This window comes from Paraburkholderia aromaticivorans (assembly GCF_002278075.1).
Lineage (GTDB): Bacteria > Pseudomonadota > Gammaproteobacteria > Burkholderiales > Burkholderiaceae > Paraburkholderia > Paraburkholderia aromaticivorans.
The window spans coordinates 15,080-38,571 of sequence record NZ_CP022992.1; the positions used below are offsets into that span (position 1 = coordinate 15,080).

Below are 23,492 nucleotides of genomic sequence, written 5' to 3' on the forward strand. Positions count from 1 at the left end.
CTTCCGCTGTCGCCCGGGATCGGGATTTGATCCTTAGGCTGGGTTGACCGGCCACTATTTCAAACCCATGCGGGGCATCTCAGTCCCGGTGGGCTGTGTGCTTCGCGATTCAATCAACGGAGCACATATGAACGAGCAAAGTGGCAAGTCGGTTGTTGCCCAGTTTCACGAAGCGGCAGTACGTGTAGCAATCGCTTTCTGCCGTCAATTGGCGTTGTCGTTGGCGGAAGAGGAACTCACACTCGTCCGTGAACGGAACCGCGTCGAAGAAATCGCAGGGGTATGCCATACCCATGACTTCTGTGACGCGAACATGCTGATGCTCGATGCCTTTGTAGAATGCGGCCTTGCCGAGAATCAGGAAACCTGTATCGGCGACGAACTGCATCCTCTCTGGAATTCTGCTTGGAAACTGGCTGCTGAGGCTGACTTTCGCGTTGATGCATTTCGCGGGACCCGTGGGAAACTGCGGGAAGTCTCGGCTGAAGCGGATTCCGCCGTGGTGAAAGCACCTTTGAACCCCGTTGCTACGAGCATCCTGGCGGCGGTCCAGCGCGTGCAGGCGTCGAACGTCGTGATCGAGGTCGATGAGGCCGCGCCGTCGGTTAAGATCGACGCCCACGCGGTCCCGCACGTTAGGCAAGACGGAATTTTCACGGTTGTGGGCGAGCGTGCAGATGGCCTGATTTCGGAGGCCAGCGCCTATGTCAGCCTTGCCGAGACGGTGACGTTTGACGAAGCGATAGCGTTCATCGTGGACGGCTACCTTGATGAGTTCATCGAATTGCCAGACACCGTGCGAGACGCGATCAATTCGGTCACTGCTCAGAAAAGTCTTGTTGTCGATGGAACGGATCAGCACGGCAATTTCGCTGGTGACGGCGAAAATGCCCCGTTCGCTGTCTTTGATGTCGACCGGCAAGAAAACATCGCTGGCCCGTTCGGCACGCGACAGGACGGTGAAAAGGCTCGATCGGCGATTCTCGCCGGTGCCCCTCCGATGCTGGATTCCGAGGCGTTGCTGGCGTATCAGTCACATGATCGGAAACGGCCGGAAGTGACCGTCCGCGCCGCAGCACAGGCACTGCTCAAAGCTTTTGGCGGGGATACTCCGTCCTGGCTGCGAGAGGAGGCTGTTTCTCTCGAAAATGCCTTGGCTCGCGAGGCCGGAGCAAACCAGGAGGAACTGCCAGCTTCGCGGGAAGGGCGCAAGCCTGAAACCGCGTCTACCGAGGCGAACTGGAAGGAAGTGGCCGGATCGCTTTACGGTGCAGTCGATTCACTGGAGACTCAGGTCAACCAGATGAAAGGGCTGTTTCCGGACGAGGACGGCATGATACAGGAGGCACTGGAGGAAGCCGGCGAGGCGATCCGAAGCTATCTGGCGGCGTCTCGCGCGAGTCACAACAGCGCAATCGGCGACCGGAAGCTGCTGGAAAAACCGGTCACATCGCGAATGCTCGCTGAGCAATATCCGGTGAAAGGCTCGATGCCTCATGCGGTCGTGCATCAGCTGTATCAGCTGCGCGAGGCCGAGATCTCCACCCTGAGTCAACGAGCGGTGATCTTGGAGTCTGACCTCCGCGAACTTGATCGAGGCGGAAGGGCTGTCGTCGCAAGCATGCTGTATGCGAAATGTGATGACGTCGCCCGAAACGCGCTCTTGCATGACGAGCACCCGCACGTGCGTAGCTGCGCAGTGATTTCGAGCTCGGAACTTGAGCCGGAGCCTGGGCACAAGCCGTCGACCCCATCGATCGACGTGTAATCGATCAGCCTGAAACCCGCCCGCCGTGTGCTCCCTTTGGGAGTGCCGGCGGGTTTTTTTTTGTGTGCCGAGCCGGGGAATTTTCCCATCAGGAAGTTTGTGGCAGAATAGGTCCGTTTTCCCAACGGCAGCTAGTCCGAAATCTAGCCTTATTGCGGTGCGGTCTGACCGCAGTCGATTCTCACCATCCGGTGATTCTAAACCCATGCGGGGCATCTCGGCCCTGGTGGGCGTGTGCTTCGCGGTTCATTGGAGCACACATGAAACAGCAAAACATCAAGTCGTTCATCGCCCCGATTCTCGTGGGGAAGGTCTTTCCGTACGCAGTCTTGGTCAAGGCAACCGATGCCGATGGCCCGGGTGAGTACGAGGCCAATGGCCTGATGTACGAAAACGGCCACGTGCTGATTGAATACCCGTTCCGTCGTCCGGGTCAGAGTATCGAGCAGGCCACGGTCGAAGGCAGCGATCCGGCGAATCAGAACCAGATCGATATCACCACGGCCGTGTTGCCCGACGGGACCGAACTGACCCGCGGCGAAGCCTGGGAAGAGATCTCGTATCCGTCGAGCTGGGCCGATCGCGTCAAGGCGGCGATCGCGGCTCACGGCGAAGCGTCGTTCCTGCGCGGCGACCATCGTCTCTCTGACGATGGGCACGCGGAAGGTGCACGGCTGTCTGCCGAGCCCAATCAGGCCGAAGACAATCTGTACCGTCTGCTCGGTCTGAAGGCGAACGTCGACGAGGAGCGCACCAGCATCAAGGTGGCGGTCCTTTGCGAAAACTCGCAAGGCATTCCCGAGATCCGCACGTTCGAATTGCCCGTTTCCGACGTCGATATGGAAGATGGCGAGCACTACGACGTCGCGATCGAGCGTGCCGTCGCTGAAGGCTACGGCGGCAAGATGGTCGCGTTCGACGAACACGACCACGCCGCGCGGCACCTCTTCGAGACGGCGGCTTGGTTCACGAAGTAATCCACTTTGTCTTTCAACCCTTGCGGGAGCCGTTCCCGCAGGGAGCGCTTCTCGCACGTTCCCCTGGAGAAGCATATGAAATCCCTTCAAGGCATGGAGATCCGCAAGCTCGGCAGCAACAAAGGCACGCCGCGCATGTGGATCGAAGGCTCTCAGGCGAGCCGTGCCGGCTTCCTGCCGGGCATGAAGCTCAAAGCCAAGGCTGTCAGCGTTCCGCCTTTCGTCTCGGTGTTCAAGGCCCTCGGCCATGCGCTTTTGGCGTTCAAACAAGCGACGTCGATTTCGTTTGCGTCGTTCGTGCGAGCCGAGGCTGTCGCGGCATAAGTTGCATCCATTCTTGGCGGGACATTGCTTCCGCAAGGAGGGATGCTCGCTTCACTTTTACCCGTGCGGGGACGCGCTCCCCACGGGAGCGTTTCTCTCCATCATTTGAGAAACGAAATGGAAATTATCGAAGAACCGGTTCACTTCATCACACCCCGGTTTCTGGAGGGTGCCCCACAAGGAAAGCCCAATCAGGTCTGTTTGTCCCCGGAAGTCGAAGCGTTGCTCGACCGCGATCCGGTAGTAGCGGTCGGGGTATCGGGCGGCAAGGACTCGGATGCCTGTGCCATCGCGGTGGCAAAGCACCTGGATGCGATCGGCCACAAGGGACCGCGTCTACTGGTGCATTCCGACCTCGGCCGTATCGAATGGAAAGACAGCCTGCCGAGTTGCGAGCGTCTGGCCCATCGATTGGGTTGGGAGTTGCTTGTGGTTCGACGTCAGGCTGGCGATATGCTCGACCGCTGGGAAGTGCGATGGGAGAACTGCGTCTCGCGGTACGAAGACCTGTCCTGCGTGAAACTGATTCTTCCGTGGAGCACGCCGTCCATGCGCTTTTGCACGTCTGAGCTGAAGACAAAAATCCTCTCCAGTGCGTTGAAAAAGCGGTTCCCGGTAGGGGACATTCTCAACGTGACGGGTATTCGTCGTCAGGAGAGCAAGAACCGCAGCAAGATGCCGCTCTGGGCTCCGAATTCTGACCTTACCCGCAAGAGTGGGGTTGGGATGACCTGGAATGCGATCATCGACTGGCCTGTTCAGGACGTGGTGTATGCGATCCAGGACGCCGGACTTGAGCTGCATGAGGCCTACACCAGGTACGATGTCTCTCGTGTAAGTTGCTGCTTTTGCATCATGTCGTCGGAGGCCGATCTCATAGCCTCGGCGACGTGTAAAGACAACCACGAACCGTACATCCGCATGGTCGAACTTGAGGCGAAGTCGTCCTTCGCCTTTCAGGGAAACCGCTGGTTGGCAGACGTGGCGCCGCACATCCTGTCGTCATCGCTGCGTAGTGAGGTCCAAAGAGCGAAAGCCATCGCTGCGCAGCGCCAGGCCATCGAAGCCGAGATCCCGAAGCATCTGCTTTACGAGTCTGGGTGGCCGACCTGTTTGCCCACACGCGATGAAGCCGAGCTTCTGGCTCGTGTTCGCCGGCAGGTGTCAACGCTGCTCGGTTTTAACGCGCAATGCATTGACGCAGTTAGCGTGCAAGACCGATATGCGAGTTTGCTTGCTTTGAAAGAGGCCAAGGGCAAGGGGGGAGTGGTGGAACAAGTTGCTTCCCGACAAGCGGAACTTTGTTTTGGGTGACGTAAGTCCCCCTTTGGGGGGATTCACCAACCCGGATGTATGAACCTGTAACCCACGCCCGCAGCCTCCCCACAGGGGAAGCTGCGGGCGTTTCCGTTTAGGAAATCCCCCGTTATTTGTGAACGTTTATCGGTTGTTCACGTGAACTGTGTGACGGAAGGATTTCGCAGTATGCAAGGCGTCGATCTCCGATCAGTTCCCCTGCGCGATGCCCTCGATTGGGTGCGGGAGAGCGCTCATCTGGTGTGGCGAAAAATCATCATGCATGTGGCGGTTTGCCGAGACGTCTTCCTCGGCGTCCCGGCGCGACAGATGCCTAAAACGATTCCGGTCGAGAGCCTTCCGGCTTAACGACTGGCCACGGAGTGGACATGGTAGGGCAGTACTGGATCGATGCGGTTCAACACGAAAAAGCGGTCGGCCTTCTGCGCGAGGCGCTGAAACACATCAGTGACAAGCCATGGGAGGAGTCGACGCTGCTCCATGCGCGGATTTCTGAATATCTAGGCGAGCCCATCCAACACGCGGATGCGGTTGTGCATGCGCGGGCAGGCCGGCTTTGACCGAAGGAATCGAGCACAATGTAACGCACGGAAAACACGCCAGGATCCTCCCCCTTGAATCGGGATTTCCGTCTGATACGGTGGTACCACCTGGATGACAGCCCCGGCGAAGTAAATGCTGAGCCGCTGGATGCGCTTGGATCGCTCAGTGGCGGCGCGCAGTCCGCTCGATTGAGCGGGATCTCCAATTTCTGAGGCCACTATGCCGTTTCTCGCTTTCACCGCCTTCCTGATGTACGCGAATATCTTTGCCGCCATCCGGCAACTCGGAAAGCCGGGGAAGGGACCTCTGATCGGCGGCGCGCACATGCTGACGTGCCTGGTGGCATCGATCGCCTTCCTCGGTGGAACGGAGCTGATTCAGTTCAACCTGTTTGGCGGCATCGGCGGATCTGCGTACAACTGGACGCCGCTGGCGTATTTCGTCGTCGGCTTGCTGAGCCTGATCCTATTCGGGATCAAGTTCGTTTCGGCCACGCGGGCCGGCCAGTCTGGCGGGAATCTGAGGTTCGGCCTGTCGCTTTGGGCGGTCTTCGCAGCTCTCTATGTCTGCGGGACGGCCATCGACCACTGGATTTTCTTTCGTGACGTCAACAGATCCGGCTCGATGGACGTCGGCTTCACGGGTGAGCAGATGACCTGCAGTGGCGACCAGATCCTTGTGCGCCTGAAGGCCAATACCGCTGTCTATCGGTGCCCGAAATCGATCAGACTGGGCCGCGACTATGCCCAACCGTTCGTGCCGTGGCCGAGCTACGTGCAAGGCGAGAGCGCCAAGCTCAAGGCGAACGTCGACGCGGTGCAAAAGGCGGCTGCTGAGTCGAAAGACGGCGTCGTTCATCTGCCGGATAGCGTGACCAGGTATCTGTCGCAGCCAACGCAAGACTCGAACTGACCTGTGCAGCATCGAGGAACTTCTCGTCAGGAATTCCGCGATATACTGATGCCTGATTTTCGACGGTAGCTGGACCGAAACCAGCCGACAACGCACTATTCGGTGCACAACCCTAGCGGGGCAGTTTCCCGCCGGGGGCCTGCTTCGCACTTTTCAGGAGCAGGATATGTCTCAATCCACCGTGGTTTCCCGACGGGGCGTGGTCCCGTTCAATGTCACGTTCGAGGCGACGGGCTTTACCGACGCTGATCTGTGCAATCGCGTGTTCGCTGACGAAGAAGCGCGAGGTTTCAGCGAAGTTGCGACGACCGAGGGACAGTTCCCGACCGGAATCCTTTCGGTCGTGCGGGGATGGATTTCGGAAGACGATGCGCAGAAGCCGACCGATCGCAAGGTGTTCGTCTGCGTCACGTTGCGGGTTTGCGCCGCGAGCGTCGACAACGCGTCTCGCACGGCTCCGCCGGCGGTACTGCTGACGCGAATCGTGGACGCGATGGCGTCCTCCGAAACCGGTGAATGCCTGGTGAGCCTCGAAGGCAACTGGACGGTCACCGAAGTCGTCCCGTTCGGTGAGCTGGCAGATGGTCAAGCTGGGGAGGATCCGGCCGAGACCGTCCGTCAAGGTCGTCCGGATGGGGAATTGCCGGAAAAGCGGATTCTCGCGGTCTTTCTTCCGCAAGCCTGGGTGAACGACTACGCGACGTACATCGACGGCCAGCAAGCCGTGGATGTGACGCAAGTCGTGCTGGAGATGGATCTGCAGAAGATCCACGCTCTGCGCGACTACTCTGATTCAACAGATGCTCTGATGGACACTGTTGCACTCGGTCATAACGGTCCGTTCACGGTTCGTGCCAAGGACAGCATTTGCGATTTTTTCGAGGTGAAGGACCTGTCCGACATCACCGAATCTATGCTGCTAGCTGCACGCAAGGCAACGCTGAAACTGCCAGGGTTCCAGACTGAAACCGTCTCGGTCAAGGTTCAGGAACTGTCCGGAAGCCGGCTCGATTGGGCCGTGGCTAAAGCTCTCGGCTGTGGCCTTGTCAGCGCTCACGATCACTTCCGCCGCATTGCTGCGGGAGCGTGGAGCGAAGAGAAGATCGTCGAGCATTTGGGTACGATGTCCAACGAGCAGATGATCATTGACCCGATGACCCACAACGCTGTACCGATTCCGGCGTTTTCGACATGCTGGCAATCTGCTGGTCCGATCATCGACCGGGAGAATATGTGGCTGTCAAGTGCTCGCTACATGGCTCCTTCAGTAACGCCGGATGCAGACCGGGCATGGCTGGCGAAATCGCTCGCTCTTGCACCGATTGCGCCAATGTATGGTCCCACGCCACTCGTTGCCGCAATGCGCTGTTACGTCGCCAGCAAGTGTGATGAGGTTGTCGAGATCCCTGCCTGCTTGTCGGGCCGAAAGTGACTTTTTAAACCCTCGCGGGGAGCATTCCCGCTTGGGGATGCTTCTCGCATATCGATTTGGGAGAAGCATATGAATAAAGTTTCACTACTGGAAACGCCGGCCGGTACCGAGCCTGCGCCGAGACAAAGACGAAAGCCGTCGATTTCGACGTTGCAGGTCTTGTTGATCGTCAAGCGCGGAAGTGACCTCGACTCGTTGATCGACCGTTTGCAGAAGCAGACGGGCGAAGCCTACGCGCGGTATGGCGTCGGCTCGGAGCAGTATGAACAGCTGTTCGACGATTTGCACTGTTGCAGAATGGTTCGCATGGCGTTCGATTTCCGAGACGCACGTGGTTTGCCGCCCGGTCGGCCCACGCCGTACGATGACACCGATTTGGCAGTGTGGCTCGAGGAAATACGGAAGGCGCCGGAGCAGCCGTCATGGTCTTGCTTGTGCGAGCACTTTGGCCTTGACGAGAGCTTTCAGTATTCGGAAGCGCAGCGGGAGGAGTACTTCCGGCTGCTGAGTCACGAGCACGCAACCCCGGAGACTGCAGGGGAGCTGTTGAAACCTGCGGGTAGCATGACTGGTCAAGAAATCGATGACGGTGCTGAACGTACGGTGGACGGCTTCGTGCTCGCGACGGTCCGGTGGAGCGGTTCGCAACTCCGCAGCTTTCATCTGACTCGCGACGAGGCCGTAAGTGCGATGAATAGCTCCACGGACATCGACGACCTGAACGTGCTGCCTGCCAACGTGCGCTTTGCCAAGAATGGAAACATTCGGTATTGGCGGTCGACCGGAGAACCCGTGGCGCATCGGAAAATGCGTGGAACTGAAGCGTCGTTGTCGGGGGACCAGGAGAAGATCAAGTAGGCCCCATCGAAGTTTTTCGGCATTCGACCATTCACCCGCATCACCCGCCCGCCGTGCATCCCTTTTGGGGTGCCGCGGGCATTTTTTTTGTTGTCCAATGCTTCCGTCGAACCTTCCAGGCTTAGCCGTGTCGCCACGTCTAATTTCCAACAGCTCCCGACCTCGGCTTCACTTCTTGACTGGAAATTCCGATATACTTGACCCGCTTTCACTGGTAGCTGGACCATCACCCAGCCGGGCGGCATCGCCGCAATCTCATCAATCTGCCCTCGGGCAGTATCTCAACCCTAGCGGGGCAGTTGCCCGCACGGGTGCCTGCTTCGCGCCACATTCAGGAGCAGGAAAATGCCGGAACCAACGGTCAAGCCAGAAAGGGACGGTGTGTATAACACCGAGAACTTTCCGACGTTCATCTGTAACCACGGCAATTGGGACATTTATACAAACTCCCGAGGCAAGTGTGCCGCAATTCCAACCAGAGACGCCGCAGAGATTGGATGTAAGGCATCTCAGTTCGGAGACAGAGCGTACGTGAAGGCAACTCTGCCGGCGAAATTTGCCGCATGGGAAGCGCTTCAGCGGGAACTGCCTAATCTCGATGTCAATGTGCATGCGCACGGCGACCATGGACAAGCCAGCAACCTCGAGCAGTTCATCAAGATCGCGGCCGACTCGATCGACCAGTTGCGCAAGGTGGACGTGTTTCGCGTACTCAGTTCGGTACGTAAAGACAACATCGACGGCGTAACGAGGCGTGATCTGGCGACCTTCATCGCCGTAAAACGCGTCGATCTCATCGACGAAGTTGCGGAGGTGATGAGCGAGGAATTCCCTCAAGATGGCTGGGAGCGGACTGCGGTGTGCCAAAACCTCGAACAGGCGAAAGCCCTCGGCTTCGACAGTGTCGCCGCGATGCGAGAGCATCACGCATGGCTGGAGAAGAATGGCACGGCAGAGTACAAGTCGTGGTCTGCATCGGTCGCGCAAGCGCAGAAGCAATCGCGGCGCTATATCGAAGCAAAGCCGGCTGATCTCCAATGTGGGGACGTGCTGCCGTATAACCTGAACGAAGAGGTCAAAAGGGTGGAGCGGATCGACAGCCGAACCATCTGTGTCTACTTCGTCGGCGGCCGCGAGCGGAAATTCGACTCGAGCGTCATCCTCACGGCCGTACGCGTCGTAGCCTGAAAGTCACTTGGCGGGGCAGTTACCCGACAGGGTTCCTGCTTCGCGTCACTCAAGGAGAAGGAGAATGCACGAAACAAAGATCCCGCAGTCTGTTCAGTTCTACGTCAAGCATGCTTTGAGCGTTTTGCGCGAGCAGGAGGCGGCTCTTCACGGGGTGCAACTGGCGCGAGGGAATGGCCATATTTTGGCGTTGGAACTGCAAGATCGCGAAGGGAAGATCAAGCGGGCAATGGAAAGGCTTGATGAGTTTCGAGGCCACGCGGCAAAAAATGGCGTGGACGCTGACGCCTTTCTTAAGGAATGTGGCGGCGTTCCGGAATTCGAAAGGTTCGGATATCCCAAGCCGGTACAGATGCGTGGAATCGCGCAGGGCGCATACGATGTGACAGCATGCGGCATAAAGCTGGTAGGGCGCCCGATCAACGTCGGCGAGCCGGACCTGCTAATCGGTCGTGAAAACGAGGTCCTTTCCGTTCGGGGGCCATCCGGCAATGTCGTTTACAGCGTATCGCCATCCGTTCCATGGACGCGCGACACTATCGTCCGGTCGCTCAATCATGAGGACGTTGTGCATGCCGTAGACGGCGACGTAGCGGAGGCCTATCTCGGTGATTGTTGGATTGGTGGCACCGAGATTTAACCGGCCACACCTGGAAAGTCACTTTTTACCCAAGCGGGGCAGTCACCCGCCACGGGGCCTGCTTCGCGTTACTCAGGAGCAGGAACATGACTCAAGCAGTTCAAGGTTCATCGTCCGGCCTCAAAGCCGGCACGCATTTCTTCGTTTCGACGCCGGTCGGGATCGACGGTTTCGAATGGCGATGCGTTGTTCGGCAAGGCGAGTTGGGCCGGCCGGAAAAGCATCACGAGTTCCGTCCTGTCGGCAGTCAGGCATGGCATGCCGATAGTGACTGGATAGGCGGCGACAGCCAGATCGGGGACATCCCGGAATCGATCGCGCAGAAGGTCGATTCCGAGGTCCACAAGCAGATCACGAAGGCCATGTCGGGCGAGTTTGTCCCGAATGCCAACATGATCCGGGCGGCAGAGAACCTGCTGCTCTCGATGTCTTATGAGGATGTAGTCCGCCCGGTCGTCGTCGCGTATGAAACGGAGATCCTGACTCGTCATCAGTTTCGCATCGCGCGGAAGTATGTCGAGCACGGGTGTGAGGACGTGGTCATTCTCGACCGGAAGCGATCGTACATGCTGGAAGAGTCGGACTTCGCGATCTACCTCAAGCAGTGCTTCGAAGCACGCGATGCGGCAGGGCTCAAGGTCAGAGCGTCGGACAACTGTCCGCTGCTCGAAGCCGAGAACACCCGCATCCAGGCCGAAAATCTGCTGCTGAAGGCGATGGCGGAGCTCCCGAATCTGGCGGCGATCGGCAAGCCGTGGCTGACGCTCGAAGCCCGGAAACGGGCTATCGACCTGACGCTCGACATGCTGGCGCCGTTCTGTGGCGATGCCGACGGCATCATCAATCGACTCATGGCCGCATAACCTAGGTCTGAATCGTACCCAAACAGCCCATTCACCCTTTCGGGGTGGATGGGCTGTTTGCCTTTGTGGAACAGCTTGTTCTGCCGGTGCTCGCTGCTATCATGGGCCGTCTATTGCCATGGAAACTTGTCATGCCGCAGCAGCCCGAATCGCACGCCTGCCGAATTTGCGGCCAGCAGCTCGACCTGCCCGGGAAACCGGACACCGGGTACTGTGGCGGTGATTGCGTTTGGTGTATGGCGGACTACCGGGATCCGGACGCGCTGGAAACCATACGCAAGGTCGAGCCTGACAATCCGAAATGGAAGCCGGCCAAGGGTCACTGGCCGGGCCCTCAAATCGCCGTTGACTGTGACCCGGACCTACAAGAGGTGGCGCGGCTCACCACACTGATGCGGGATGTGTTCGATCGCGTGCTCTCTGCCAGCAACATCGCGAGGACGAGGGGGACGTGCGCTTACGGCGCGAACCTGCTGCGAAACTCGCTCGAGCAGTTCGGCAAATGCGCGGCGGCCGTGCGCGGGGGCGATGGAGATCTCCGTGAAGGCGCCATCGACCAGGCTGGCATGTGGAATGGCCATTACTGGGTAGAAGGAAAACACCGGGCGGCGTGGGCTTCGTCGCGGACATCTCCGCGGACCAGTTCGGCTGGCCGAATGCTGTCGTGCTTCCGACGGACCGGGCCGGCGATGATGAATTCGTCGCGGAAGCCGTGGCCGATCTCGAGGCGCAGATCACCTCCGAAGCGCGAATGGCGATCCGGTGCCTCGATGACTGAGGGCGTGTTCGAAATGCTGCGCGCAGCGGTGAACATCGCGCGGTTCCAGCAGATCCGCAAGGTAACGACGCTGAGGGCTGAGCTTGTCCGCAGGTTTCCGGACCGGAACGAGGATATCGACGGCGCGATCCTGGCCTGGGCGAACTACGAGCAGTCGAAGGGGAGGCCGGATTGAGCCTGGCCCGTGAAGAAGCGCTTGAGTCTGAAGGACGCGCCTGCAAGGTGCCGGAGCCAACGGGTGGCTTCGTCTACGGCTACATCGTCGAGGTTCACTCGAACGGTGACTTCGTCAAGTTCCAGAAGGGCGTGTCTAGCCGTGTCAGCCCGCAATGGGTTCGGCGCGAGGACGTCATCCTGCAGCCGCTAGATGCCGAGGCCGGCGAACAACTCCAGTTCCGGTTCGAACCTCCCTCCAGCTGATCCCCCTTGAATCTGCTTCGACCGCCGGTAATCTGAAGGCGAAAGTACGCTCGAATGCGCTTCGTTTTCGAGCGGCCCAATCCTGCCGGATCCTCCAGAATTGAAAGGAAGCGGCCAGTGGGCGCACGGTTAAGACGGGAGAGAGTGAGGGAATCCATGTTGAGAGCTGCAACCGTATATATCGAGCGCTACGAAGTGCGCGATGATTCTGCCGGAACGGTGGAAGATCATGGACACGACTTCGACGGCGCGGATCAAGACTTCAACAAGAGGGTGGATGAGGTGAAGGCCCGCGGCGGAGACCCGGCCGATGTGACACTGATCGCCGTGCTGGCCATCGGGGCTTGACGACGTGCTGACCCTGATCCGCCGGATGCCATGGCAAGCCAAGGAAGCCGTTTTCATCAGTGCGCTGATGACGCTTCTGGGTGTCTGCTTTCCCGACGATGCTGATGCGTTTGCTGTGCTGTCGGTCATCGTGTTGTTCGCGATCGAGGATCTTTGCAAGACCGCGCTTCGGATCGCGATCAAGGAGCGGACGGTCGGTCAGGCAACGGAAGACGAACACCTCTACGTGATCCTGCCGCGATGCCGCTACAAGCTGCTGGTTCTGCGCCAGGTGTTGGTGTTGGGAGAGGCAAAGCTGGCGCAAGCACGCCAGGGTGCCCGAAAAAGCAGAAAGGACGATTCATGACTAGTGCGTTGCTTACTCTCCTCGGGCTGGCGCCGGCAAGCGCGAGGTCGAACCCTTGCGACATGCCTGGCTGGACGATGGCGAGAGTGTGGCGTTCGTCTGCGACATGGCCGATCACAAGAGAGAAGCGCAAAAGCGCCTGCCTCTCGAATACCAAAGGGCGTGCAGCGAGGTGTAGTTCCGCGCGGCGCCGGTGGGCGGTAAATCGTGACTCGACCTGATCGTGCCGGGACCGAATCGTGCCGGTGCAAGATGCGCCCCGCGAGGCTGCGCTGCTCGGACCGTGGGATGGATGGGTCGAGCAGGGCAAAGTGCATGCGCGAATGACGCGTGGATCATGCCGATCGCCGCGCTGGCTCGTCCTCGAAGCCGGCCGGCACGCTGGTCTATCTCGTGAATGCGCGTACCGGTATCGAAGATGTCCTCCGTGGCGGGCGAGCCGCATCAACCCGTTCAGGATGCGTTTGCTCGGGCCGAATTGACGGCTGTGGAACCCGCGAGCACTCCCTGCACCCGACGTTGCACCGGTACCTCTCTTCGGTGAGAGCTCTGGTTTCGGATCGACGAGCACACGCGGTTGGTGCATAGCACGCAGCGGCAGGTTGCGATGGCGGCGAACGCATCCCGAACGGGTCCATCAGGCGCCTGTTGATGCCTTGCCGCCTAGCGGCGGGAAACCAGCCTCTTTGCGACGTCTGCGCGATAAGGCGATCGTTAATTAAACAACTGGCGCAAAAGCCGCAAAGTAAGGTGGAGCGGTTAAAATACACCCCGCAAATCGGGCGTTCTCGATCGTCTTGGAAGCCGTTTCGCGCTCCTGGGTCGCGCTTGCAGTCCGTGCCCGTCGTGCGAACACGAGCGGGAAGGCCCCGTGCGGAGCGGATTTGCTGCGAAGAGAGGTACTACGGCCAAACCACTGGAACGGCGCGGGACGGTCGCGAGTCAGCCGTGAATTGCGATTGACGCAGTGGCTACCGCCCGCGTACGTTGGGCCGGAAAAAATAGGGAACGAGCGGCAGTTTCACCCGTGGTCCAGGGAGGAGCAGCTGCTCATTATCCGGGTGAGGTACTCGCCCAACATTTAGCGATAGGTGAACGAAGTTGAACGCCGTTGAAATTGAACAGGCCATCACCGACCTTGCGGAGCGATCGTTCGACGGCCAGAACTTCCCGTATGCCTTCCTTGAAGCCTTCGGCAACAAGGCCACGACGATCCAGCGCTTGCGTAGCGGCGCGACGAACAAATCCGACCTCGGCGGCGTTCTCCAGACCAACAACATCCATATCGCAATTAGCGACAGCGGCCAGGTAAGGAACACCCTCAAGGCTCTGAAAGACAGCCCGGCGACCGTCCGGGCAAAGGCGAAGTTCATCCTTGCCACGGACGGCACGGACTTTGAGGCCGAGGATTTGACGAGCGGCGAAACCGTCGCCTGCGTCTTCAAGGACTTTCCCGACCATTTTGGTTTCTTCCTGCCGCTGGCGGGCATCACCACCGTCCGGCAGATCAGCGAAAACGCCTTCGACATCCGGGCGACCAGTCGCCTCAATCGCCTCTATGTCGAACTGTTGAAGGATAACCCCGAATGGGGCAAGGCCGAGCGCCGCCACGACATGAATCACTTCATGGCACGGCTCATCTTCTGCTTTTTCGCCGAAGACACGGACATCTTCATCGGCAAGGGCAAGTTCACCGAAACCGTTGCGCAGATGAGCGCGAAGGACTCGTCCAACACGCATGACGTGATCGGCACGCTGTTCCTCGCCATGAATACCCAGCGGGATGAACGGGTAGCCGCCAAGATTCCCCGCTGGGCGCATGATTTTCCCTACGTCAACGGCGGACTGTTCTCCGGCAGCATGGACGTGCCGAAGTTCAGCAAGATCGCCCGCTCCTACCTGCTACATGTTGGCGGTCTCGACTGGACCAAGATCAACCCGGACATCTTCGGGTCGATGATCCAGGCGGTCGCCGACGATGAGGAGCGCGGCGCGCTTGGGATGCATTACACCAGCGTCCCAAACATTTTGAAGGTGCTAAATCCACTTTTCCTCGACGACCTGCGAGCACGGCTTGAGGAAGCAGGTGACAACTCGCGCACTTTGCTCAACCTGCGCAAGCGTATGTCGAAGATTAGGGTCTTTGACCCCGCCTGCGGCTCCGGCAACTTCCTTGTGATCGCTTACAAGGAGATGCGCGCGATAGAGGCTGAGATCAACCGGCGGCGCAGCGAGCCGGATCGCACATCCGAACTCCTGCTCACGAACTTTCGGGGGATCGAACTTCGCGACTTCCCGGCGGAGATCGCGCGCCTCGCGCTGGTCATCGCCGAGTACCAATGCGACGTGCTCTATCGCGGACAGAAGCTAGCATTGGCCGAGTTCCTGCCGCTCCGCAACGAGAACTGGATTACCTGCGGCAACGCGCTTCGGCTCGACTGGCTGAGCATCTGCCCGCCGACAGGCACTGGCGTGAAGGTACAAGCTGATGATCTTTTCGGCACTCCGCTGAATCAGGCCGCGATCGACTTCGAGAATGAAGGTGGGGAGACCTTCATTTGCGGCAATCCACCATATGTCGGAGACAAGTTTCAAACCGACGAGCAGAAAGCCGACCTGAAAAGCGTCATCGGCGGACGAAGCGCCCACAAGGCCATGGACTACATCGCCGGCTGGTTCTGGAAGGCGTCCGAGTACATCGCCAAAGAAGGGGCGTTTGCGTTCGTGTCTACGAACTCAATTTGTCAAGGTGTGCAGGTTCCGATCATCTGGCCTCCCATATTCGCTAGAGGCCAAGAAATCTTTTTTGCGCACAAGGACTTTTACTGGTCCAACAATGCAAGCCGCAACGCAAATGTGATTTGCGTTGTGGTGGGCGTCTCAAAGCAAAGCGGTAGGCCAAAGCACATCTACGTGGACAGCCAAAGACAAACTCTCGCCGCAATCAATGCCTACTTGATTGCCGGTAAGAACATCATCGTCGATAAGCATCCAAATCCAATCTCTGAATTGCCGCCTATGGTCGCGGGCAACATTCCCCGCGATAAGGGGAACTTCATGCTGTCCTCGGAGGAAAGAGACAGACTCCTTGAAGCGCATCCAGAGGCTTCCGCATTCATTAGAGACGGTTTCATAAAGGCCCTGAGGGGCTGTTAACTTTCGCGGCGAGCTGTTAACCTCAGGCATCGGAACAACCGAGGCCGAGGAGATGGGCAAGCCGATCATTGACGACGAATTGTGGACACTGATCAAGCCGTTACTACCGCCACCCAAGCCTCGACGCAAGAAGAACCCGGGCCGTCTGCCGGTATCGGATCGCGCCGCGCTGACCGGAATCTTGTTCGTGCTCAAGACCGGACTGCGCTGGCGCGACTTGCCCGCCGAGATGGGTTGCGGCTCGGGCGTGACATGTTGGCGACGGCTTCGCGACTGGCAAGCTGCTGGCGTGTGGGACCGGTTGCACGTGTTGCTGCTCGCGAAGCTGCGTGCGGCAGACCAGATCGATTTCTCGCGAGCCGCTGTCGACTCTTCATCGATTCGTGCTGTTGGGGCGGGCCAAAAACTGGGCCAAACCCCACTGATCGCGCACGACCCGGTTCCAAGCACCATATCGTCACCGACGCCAACGGCACGCCGCTCGCCGCGATCCTGACTGGCGCCAACGTCCACGACGTCACGCAATTGCTGCCGCTGATCGACGCGATTCCGCCGATTCGCGGATTGCGTGGCCACCCACTGCAGAGACCGCGCGTTGTCTACGCCGATCGCGGTTACGACTCCGAGCGACATCGAAGAGCATTGCGCAATCGCGGTATCGAGCCAGTGATTGCCAGGCGCCGTACCGAACACGGCAGCGGCCTTGGCAAACATCGCTGGGTCGTTGAACGCACGCATGCCTGGTTGCATCACTTCCGTCGACTCCGTATTCGCTTCGAGCGTCGTGCCGACATTCACGGCGCGTTCCTCAAACTCGGTTGCTGCCTGATTTGCTGGAACACTCTTCAGCGCACCGAACAGCCTTTATGAAACAGTCTCTTAGGAAAATCTTGGGCTCTCTGGAGTTCATTAATGGCATCGAGCGGTATTGTCTTTGGATCGAAGACCACCAGGCCGAACTCGCCCAGTCAATTCCAGCAGTCAAGAGACGCCTTGATGCAATCGTCGAATACCGGAGCAGCGGGAGCGAGCGCGGAAAGCTGGGTCTTGCTACGCCCCACCGGTTCGAGCGGACCATTGTTGGGAACGCAACACAAATCATCGTTCCTCGCGTCTCATCCGAGAGGCGCCCTTTCATACCCGTTGGACTTTTGAATAGCGACATCATCATTTCCGATGCTGCACAGGCGGTCTATGACGCTCCGCTCTATGTGTTGTCAATCATCTGTTCGCAGCTTCATTTGGCGTGGGTGTCAATTACTGCAGGACGAATGAAATCCGACCTCAGATATTCATCAGGTGTTTGCTACAACAGTTTTCCTGTTCCTTTGCTGACAGAGAAGAACAAGAGTGATCTCAAGCGGTGTGCCGAGAACATCCTGTTGGCACGCGAGCATCACTTTCCTGCGACTATCGCTGATCTCTACGATCCTCAGAACATGCCTGACGATCTAAGGGCGGCACATGAGCGCAATGACGAAGTGTTGGAGCGCATCTATATCGGTCGTCGATTCAAGAACGATACCGAACGGCTGGAAAAGCTGTTCGATCTCTATACCAAGATGACCGCTGCGGCTGTACCAGCCATGGCTAAGAAGCGAAAAGCGGGAGCCAACGCATGAACGACAAGGTCAAATCCGTCCCTTCGGTTTCCGTTACCTACGCCCGCAACGGCGCATCCACCAAGGCCAATGCCCTCGGGATGCGTCCGATGCAGGAGCGCGCCTACGAAAAGCGCGGAGAGCAGTATTTGCTCATTAAATCACCGCCTGCGTCGGGCAAGAGCCGCGCGCTGATGTTCGTCGCGCTCGACAAGCTACAGAACCAGGGATTGACGCAGGTCATCATCGTCGTGCCGGAGAAGTCCATCGGTGCCAGCTTCAACGATGAGCCGTTATCGAAGTTCGGCTTCTGGTCCGACTGGCATGTCGAACCGAAATGGAACCTCTGCAACGCGCCCGGCAATGACAACGGGGGCAAGGTGAAGTCGGTCGGCGCGTTCCTCGAAAGCACCGACACGGTGCTGGTCTGCACCCATGCGACGTTCCGCTTCGCGGTTGATGCATATGGCGTGGAGAAGTTCGACGACCGACTGATTGCCGTTGATGAATTCCATCACGTTTCCGCCAATCCCGACAACAAGCTCGGCCTGCACCTTGGGCAGTTCATCGCCCGGGGCCGCGTTCACATCGTCGCCATGACCGGCTCTTACTTCCGGGGCGACGCCGAAGCCGTTCTTGCCCCGCAGGACGAATCCAAGTTCGACGCCGTCACCTACACCTACTACGAGCAGCTCAACGGCTACGAGTACCTCAAGCAGCTCGACATCGGCTACTTCTTCTATAGCGGGCCGTACGTCGATGACATCCTCAACGTCCTCGACCCCGCCGAGAAGACCATCATCCACATCCCCAACGTCAATTCGCGCGAAAGCACGAAGGACAAGATGCGGGAGGTGGAGCACATCATCGAGGCGCTAGGCGAGTGGCAAGGTATCGACCCCGCGACGGGCTTCCAGCTCGTAAAGCGGCCAGATGGCCGCCCGCTGCGAATTGCCGATCTTGTCGATGACGATGCCACGAAGCGCGACCGCGTATCTGCGGCGCTCAAAGACCCGGCGCAGAAGAACAATCGGGACCATGTGGACATCATCATTGCCCTTGGTATGGCAAAGGAAGGTTTCGACTGGATTTGGTGCGAACACGCGCTCACCGTCGGCTACCGAGCCAGTCTGACCGAGATTGTGCAGATCATCGGGCGCGCGACCCGCGACGCGCCCGGCAAGACCCGCGCGCGCTTTACAAACCTGATCGCCGAGCCAGACGCTTCCGAGGAAGCTGTCACCGAGGCGGTCAACGACACTCTCAAGGCTATCGCGGCGAGCCTGCTCATGGAACAGGTTCTCGCACCGCGATTCGAGTTCAAGCCGAAGAATCCCGAAAATGGTCCCGCTCCTGGCTTTGACTACGGCGATGGCGGCTACGACCCGGACAAGTGCAATGTCGGTTTCAACGAGCAGACGGGGCAGTGCCAGATCGAAATCAAGGGCCTTGCTGAACCCAAGAGCGAGGAAGCCACACGTATCTGTCAGGAAGACTTGAACGAAGTGATCGCAAGTTTCATTCAGGACAAGACCGCCATCGAGCGTGGTTTGTTTGACGAGGAGCTGGTGCCGGAAGAGCTCACACAGGTCCGCTTGGGCAAAATCATTAAGGACAAGTACCCCGAGCTTGATGCGGAGGATCAGGAGTCTATCCGCCAGCACGCCATCGCCGCCCTCAACCTGACGCAGCAAGCCAAACAGATTGCCGCGGGGGGTGACAGCGCCGAGCCATCGGCAAATACTGCTCTTATCGACGGCGTGCGCCGATTTGCGATGGACGTGCGTGAGCTGGACATCGACCTAATCGACCGCATCAACCCTTTCGGCGAAGCCTACGCCATCCTCGCCAAGACCATGAGCGAGGAGAGCTTGAAACAGGTCGCAGCGGCTATCTCTGCCAAGCGCACGAGCCTGACGCCGGAGGATGCGCTTGACCTTGCCAAGCGCGCGGCGCAATTCAAGAAAGAGCGCGGACGTGTGCCTGCGCTCGATTCACAGGATGCATGGGAGCGACGCATGGCCGAAGGCGCGTCGGCCTTCATGCGCTTCAAGGCGGAGGGGCGCTATGAGTAATTCCGACCTCGACGATCTGGCTGCAGAGCTTTCCGACTTTGCCGCTCCCGAGAAGAAGGGCGGACGCCCGCCGCGCGAGGAGCGCATCATCGCGGGATTTGAGGAAATTCAGCGGTTCTTCGAGACGCACAACCGCGCCCCACAACACGGCGAAGACCGTGACATCTTCGAGCGGCTGTACGCGGTGCGCCTCGACCGCCTGCGTTCGCTTCCTGATTGCCGCGCGCTGCTTGCGCCACTGGACCATCAAGGGTTGCTTGCGGGCGCCCCGAGCGTTGCTGCAACCGAGGAGGATATCGACGTGGACGAGCTTGCCGCCGAACTGGCGGGGACGGCCAACGCTGACGACATCACAGTTCTGCGCCATGTTCGTACGAGCGCCGAGAAGCGCGCCGCTGAGGAGATCGCACAGCGCACGCCGTGCGAGGACTTTGAGACGTTCAAGCCGCTCTTCGAGCGCGTTCAGCGCGAATTGAAAGAAGGCATTCGCGAAACGCGCGCATTCCACAAGCTGGATGAAATCAAGCTGGCTGAAATTCAGCAAGGCGAGTTCTATATCGTCGGAGGACAACTAGCTTACGTTGCCGAAGTGGGCGAGGAAATCAGGACCCCGTACGAGCGCCGTGACAGTCGCCTTCGTGTCGTCTTTGACAACGGCACCGAGAGCGATGTTCTGCAACGATCGTTCCAGCGCGCTCTCTACCGCGACGAGGCGGCGCGACTGGTCACTAACCCGTCCGCCGGTCCTCTATTCTCTGACGAGGCATCGGACGACGACCAGGAAAGTGGCACCATCTACGTGGTCCGCAGCAAGTCCGAACTGCCCATCGTCGCGGCAAACCGCGACGTGCTACACAAGATCGGCGTAACGGGCCGCAACAATGTCGCCGCGCGGTTCGTAAATGCAAGGAATGATCCGACCTTCCTGCTGGCTGAAGTGGAGATCATCGCTACCTATGACCTCTACAACATTAATCGGGTCAAGCTTGAAAACCTGATTCATCGCGTGTTCGAGCCGGCGCGCCTTGACATCGGGATCAAAGACCGCTTCGGCAAGCCCGTTGTCCCGCGCGAATGGTTCCTTGTGCCCGTGTTCGTAATCGACGAAGCGGTCGAGCGCATCAAGGACGGGACGATTACGCAGTACGTTTATGACCCGAAATCGGCGCGGCTGACGAGAAATTAACTGGCCACTTCGCGCCCCCGTCACCGCGACACCGAGAAGGCCTTGACGCTAGGATTACATGCGGGATGCGCAACGAGGTATGTGGAATCATGGTCAACTGCCGGCGCCATGTCGACGCCGGCCCCTTCGGTGATGTTACGCCGTCGCGGCGGTCTTTTTGCGCTTTGCTCGCTCGTCGAGGAACGCCGCAATCCCGTGGTTGCGATGGAACGCTTTCCTCACTGCGGCGGCGGTGACCGTCCCGGAGTCGAGTAGGTGCGACAGCGCATCGCGCCAGCTCACCGCCAGGTTTTCAGACAGGAACCGCTCGATGTCCTCGAACTTTTTCACGTCATCAAGCGACGCGCCGTTCGCCACGTACAGATCGCTAATCACGGTTTCTCCACCCTTGGTCGGTACGGGCACGGTGGCCGCGATGGCGACGACGCGACCCAGCAGCTCTTCCTCCTTCTGAATCCCCCCGGCGCGAAGCGTTCCCATGAATACGTCCATGACCTCATTGCCGTAGGTGCCGCTGATGAGCAGCGCGTCGTTGCTGTACGCCAAGAGTTGCTCGCACTTTGTATAGCTCGGGTGGTAGATCAGACGGCGGTAGCCTTGCGCGTAAGCGCTCTCGATCGACGGCAGAAACGGCAGTTGCCGAATCGCCTCCGGCACGTCCCAATCCTTCGCTGGTGTGGAGCGGTGCCGCGGCATGATACGGGCCGCCGGCCCGCAATGCTCAGTCAGTGCCAACGAGGCCGCCACCAGTTGCATCGCCGAATGCTCAGCGATGACAGCCGAACCGAACAGCAGGAGCCCGCTCGTGCGTTCGCTCAGGACGGTCCGCAATGGATCGACGATGTCCGCCGGAAACGCATCGGCCGTCGCCACATCGGGGAGGTGCTGGACAGGGGGCCACGGGCGTGCAAACGGGGTGCGCGCTTCCAGTCCCCCAGCGTCGGTCACTACACCGATCAACGCCGTTTCATGGTCCGAGTGGTCGGGGCGTGACGCCACCATCAACCGGACGTCCTCGTGAAGGGTCTCCGGCGTCGGGGTGTCAAGAAGAACGGCGATGCGATGACGGGAGTTCAGCGCGTGATTGCAGGCCATTTCGAGCCGCTCAGCAGCGTCGTTCCACGACTGCTGGTCCAGCTCCAGCGGGCCGACAATCAACAGCGTGCCGCTCGGGACCCGATCGAGCCCGGACGACCAAAGGCCGTACTCCCCAAGATCGATGCTGCTATCCCACCGGTTACCTGCGCGCTCGGCGTAGACCACCGCGCCGTCGGTGGCATCCTCGTAGATTTCCAGCAAGGCGTCGATCGCGTCTTGGGAAGTCGTGAGATAGACGCCGGGCACCGGGCCCGCCGGCCAGAGGTCGGGCGGGCTGAGAGTGACACCAGCGCCAGAGAACGCTTCAAGGAGTTCCTGCGGCGACACGTCGACCGCATAGCGCTTCCTCAACCGGAACGCTAGCCGGCCCGTCGAGGTAGTGTCGAGTTCGGCCGCGGCGACCCGATCCGGAAATGCCATGACCTCGGGCCAGTTACGAAGCCCGGGGAGCGCCGCGATGAGATCTAGCGACTGGCCGTGGCTGAGGGAAGGGTGCGAGGGCTGCAAAAGGCCGCGGACGAGCCCGGCCAGCAGCTTCAACTGCTGAGTGTCCATTGTCTTCTCCAGGGCGGCAAATCCGGTGCACGCTTTGCGGGGCCGCCCATTGAAAAAACAACGACCATGAATGGGGTAGGTGCCTTGAAACATCGTCTTCGTCATGCCCGGAAGGGCGCGTGCGGCAGGCGACGACAGCCAGCCGCAACTATATCAGGAATACAGGGTTGTTCGGCACAGCAAGCGCTCCCGCTGCGACGCCCTGTTGAGCAGGGAACCGAGTGTGCCCTCCGCGAGCGGAGCGGCCCCGCGCCGTTCCAGTTCAGAGTTGAGTGAACGAAGTTCAGAGTTACGTGAATCTCGACAGTGGCGCCTGCTTCCTATCAGGAAAATTCACGCGTGTTTCCCGATGAAGCGGGCAAAAAGCCCGTCCGATCGCGCAAATCCCCCCTAAATTGCAGCCTGTTTCCGAATTGTCAGATTCCTCCGGACCCCGATAATGGGTGGCTGATTCCATATCAGCCTGGGCTTGTCCATGAAATTCGTGATCGCGACACTGGCCGCTACCTTCCTGATCGCTGGTCCGGCTGTTGCACAGGAGCAGCAGACGGATCTGCCGCATCCCTGCAAGTCGGGCTCCGGCCAATGGACACTCTGCATCGGCGACAGTCCGATCGACACCACGGGAAGTCGCGTCGACATGGCCAATGAGGTTCAGGAAGTGAACTCCGCGTTGGCGCCCGTGCGAAAGAAGATCACCGAATTCGTCCAGACCGAGCACCAAGCCGTTACGGCTGGTCGGTGAGCGGTCACGCATCAATCACAAAGAGGATCACCTATGGATACCGCTGTCGCCCAGCCGGAAGAGCGTCATGTCGAGGACGTAGCCTTGCCCGACCTGGCAGAAGGTCAGCAGTGGACCTGCGAGAACGGTTGCGGGAATTGTCGCCCGGTGCAAGCCGACTTTGAATATTCCCGAGAAGAAACGCAGGACGGTGTGCTGCTGAAAAGCAAGACCTGCAAGGTCTGGGTTAGCCATTGCTGCAAGGCAAATCTCGTGTTGTGGGATGAACGGAACGAAGTGGAAGTCGCGTGGGTGGGTGGGGATTTGAATCTGGATGGCCTTGTGTCGAATCGCGGCGTTTTGCTGGATTGAGCGGCGCAGAT

The 23,492-nt window shown here is 59.3% G+C and carries 21 protein-coding genes and 2 pseudogenes; 22 read left to right on the top strand and 1 reads right to left on the bottom strand.

Annotated elements, in window-relative coordinates:
- Positions 1-127: 127 nt before the first annotated feature.
- The 20 genes and pseudogenes from CJU94_RS36195 to CJU94_RS36295 all read left to right on the top strand — a co-directional run bounded on the left by CJU94_RS36195 (position 128) and on the right by CJU94_RS36295 (position 20,732).
- Complete coding sequence (locus tag CJU94_RS36195; protein ID WP_095423461.1) at positions 128-1,768, top strand: hypothetical protein; 1,641 nt, start codon at positions 128-130, stop codon at positions 1,766-1,768.
- A 260-nt stretch (positions 1,769-2,028) separates the two neighbouring features.
- The gene (locus CJU94_RS36200) at positions 2,029-2,745 is read left to right on the top strand and encodes a hypothetical protein (protein ID WP_095423462.1); all 717 of its coding nucleotides are present in this window, start codon (positions 2,029-2,031) and stop codon (positions 2,743-2,745) included.
- Positions 2,746-2,820: 75 nt separating this feature from the next.
- Entirely contained in the window at positions 2,821-3,069 is a 249-nt protein-coding gene (locus CJU94_RS36205; RefSeq protein WP_095423463.1) for a hypothetical protein, read from the top strand.
- A 117-nt stretch (positions 3,070-3,186) separates the two neighbouring features.
- Positions 3,187-4,383, top strand: a complete 1,197-nt coding sequence (locus CJU94_RS36210; RefSeq protein WP_095423464.1) for a phosphoadenosine phosphosulfate reductase domain-containing protein — start codon at positions 3,187-3,189, stop codon at positions 4,381-4,383.
- 371 nt (positions 4,384-4,754) lie between these two features.
- A complete protein-coding gene (locus tag CJU94_RS36220; RefSeq protein WP_095423466.1) occupies positions 4,755-4,946 on the top strand; it encodes a hypothetical protein in 192 nt (63 codons plus the stop codon).
- A 232-nt stretch (positions 4,947-5,178) separates the two neighbouring features.
- Positions 5,179-5,841, top strand: a complete 663-nt coding sequence (locus CJU94_RS36225; RefSeq protein WP_157763865.1) for a hypothetical protein — start codon at positions 5,179-5,181, stop codon at positions 5,839-5,841.
- Between the two features lie 166 nt (positions 5,842-6,007).
- Positions 6,008-7,273: a phage protein NinX family protein gene (locus CJU94_RS36230; protein WP_095423468.1), complete on the top strand. Its 1,266-nt coding sequence runs from the start codon at positions 6,008-6,010 to the stop codon at positions 7,271-7,273.
- 69 nt (positions 7,274-7,342) lie between these two features.
- Positions 7,343-8,131 (top strand): hypothetical protein, encoded by a 789-nt coding sequence (locus tag CJU94_RS36235; protein ID WP_157763866.1) that lies wholly within the window; start codon positions 7,343-7,345, stop codon positions 8,129-8,131.
- Between the two features lie 345 nt (positions 8,132-8,476).
- The gene (locus CJU94_RS36240; protein ID WP_157763867.1) at positions 8,477-9,319 is read left to right on the top strand and encodes a hypothetical protein; all 843 of its coding nucleotides are present in this window, start codon (positions 8,477-8,479) and stop codon (positions 9,317-9,319) included.
- Positions 9,320-9,383: 64 nt separating this feature from the next.
- Complete coding sequence (locus CJU94_RS36245; protein WP_095423471.1) at positions 9,384-9,959, top strand: hypothetical protein; 576 nt, start codon at positions 9,384-9,386, stop codon at positions 9,957-9,959.
- Positions 9,935-10,822: a hypothetical protein gene (locus CJU94_RS36250; protein ID WP_157763868.1), complete on the top strand. Its 888-nt coding sequence runs from the start codon at positions 9,935-9,937 to the stop codon at positions 10,820-10,822. Before CJU94_RS36245 ends, CJU94_RS36250 begins: the two co-directional genes overlap by 25 nt.
- A gap of 131 nt (positions 10,823-10,953) precedes the next feature.
- Positions 10,954-11,775, top strand: coding sequence for a hypothetical protein (locus CJU94_RS41125; protein ID WP_157763869.1), 822 nt, complete (start codon positions 10,954-10,956; stop codon positions 11,773-11,775).
- A complete protein-coding gene (locus tag CJU94_RS36260; RefSeq protein WP_095423474.1) occupies positions 11,772-12,020 on the top strand; it encodes a hypothetical protein in 249 nt (82 codons plus the stop codon). The genes CJU94_RS41125 and CJU94_RS36260 overlap by 4 nt, the downstream gene beginning before the upstream one ends.
- 156 nt (positions 12,021-12,176) lie before the next feature.
- Positions 12,177-12,368 carry a hypothetical protein gene (locus CJU94_RS36265; RefSeq protein WP_095423475.1) on the top strand — a complete coding sequence of 64 codons (192 nt, stop codon included), beginning with the start codon at positions 12,177-12,179 and terminating at the stop codon, positions 12,366-12,368.
- A 4-nt stretch (positions 12,369-12,372) separates the two neighbouring features.
- Positions 12,373-12,714 carry a hypothetical protein gene (locus tag CJU94_RS36270; RefSeq protein ID WP_157763870.1) on the top strand — a complete coding sequence of 114 codons (342 nt, stop codon included), beginning with the start codon at positions 12,373-12,375 and terminating at the stop codon, positions 12,712-12,714.
- Between the two features lie 1,101 nt (positions 12,715-13,815).
- Positions 13,816-15,837, top strand: a pseudogene (locus CJU94_RS36275) (class I SAM-dependent DNA methyltransferase); the annotation flags it as partial.
- A gap of 85 nt (positions 15,838-15,922) precedes the next feature.
- Positions 15,923-16,740, top strand: a protein-coding gene (locus CJU94_RS36280) for an IS5 family transposase (RefSeq protein WP_095423477.1) whose coding sequence is annotated in 2 segments (ribosomal slippage) — positions 15,923-16,271 and positions 16,271-16,740 — 819 coding nt in all. Because the reading frame shifts where the segments join, the coding sequence is not laid out codon by codon here.
- A gap of 8 nt (positions 16,741-16,748) precedes the next feature.
- Positions 16,749-17,492: pseudogene (locus tag CJU94_RS36285) on the top strand (type IIL restriction-modification enzyme MmeI); the annotation flags it as partial.
- A complete protein-coding gene (locus tag CJU94_RS36290; protein WP_095423478.1) occupies positions 17,489-19,546 on the top strand; it encodes a DEAD/DEAH box helicase in 2,058 nt (685 codons plus the stop codon). The pseudogene CJU94_RS36285 and the gene CJU94_RS36290, both read left to right, overlap by 4 nt.
- Positions 19,539-20,732, top strand: a complete 1,194-nt coding sequence (locus tag CJU94_RS36295) for a GIY-YIG nuclease family protein (RefSeq protein ID WP_095423479.1) — start codon at positions 19,539-19,541, stop codon at positions 20,730-20,732. Before CJU94_RS36290 ends, CJU94_RS36295 begins: the two co-directional genes overlap by 8 nt.
- A gap of 135 nt (positions 20,733-20,867) precedes the next feature.
- Here the strand turns inward: CJU94_RS36295 and CJU94_RS36300 are convergent, their stop codons facing one another.
- Positions 20,868-22,385 (bottom strand): hypothetical protein, encoded by a 1,518-nt coding sequence (locus CJU94_RS36300; protein ID WP_095423480.1) that lies wholly within the window; start codon positions 22,383-22,385, stop codon positions 20,868-20,870.
- 475 nt (positions 22,386-22,860) lie between these two features.
- Between CJU94_RS36300 and CJU94_RS36305 the strand changes: the two genes are divergently transcribed.
- Together CJU94_RS36305 and CJU94_RS36310 are read left to right on the top strand one after the other, a co-directional pair.
- On the top strand, positions 22,861-23,130 hold the full coding sequence (locus CJU94_RS36305; protein WP_095423481.1) for a hypothetical protein: 270 nt from the start codon (positions 22,861-22,863) through the stop codon (positions 23,128-23,130).
- A 33-nt stretch (positions 23,131-23,163) separates the two neighbouring features.
- On the top strand, positions 23,164-23,481 hold the full coding sequence (locus CJU94_RS36310; protein ID WP_095423482.1) for a hypothetical protein: 318 nt from the start codon (positions 23,164-23,166) through the stop codon (positions 23,479-23,481).
- The last annotated feature ends 11 nt before the right edge of the window (positions 23,482-23,492 follow it).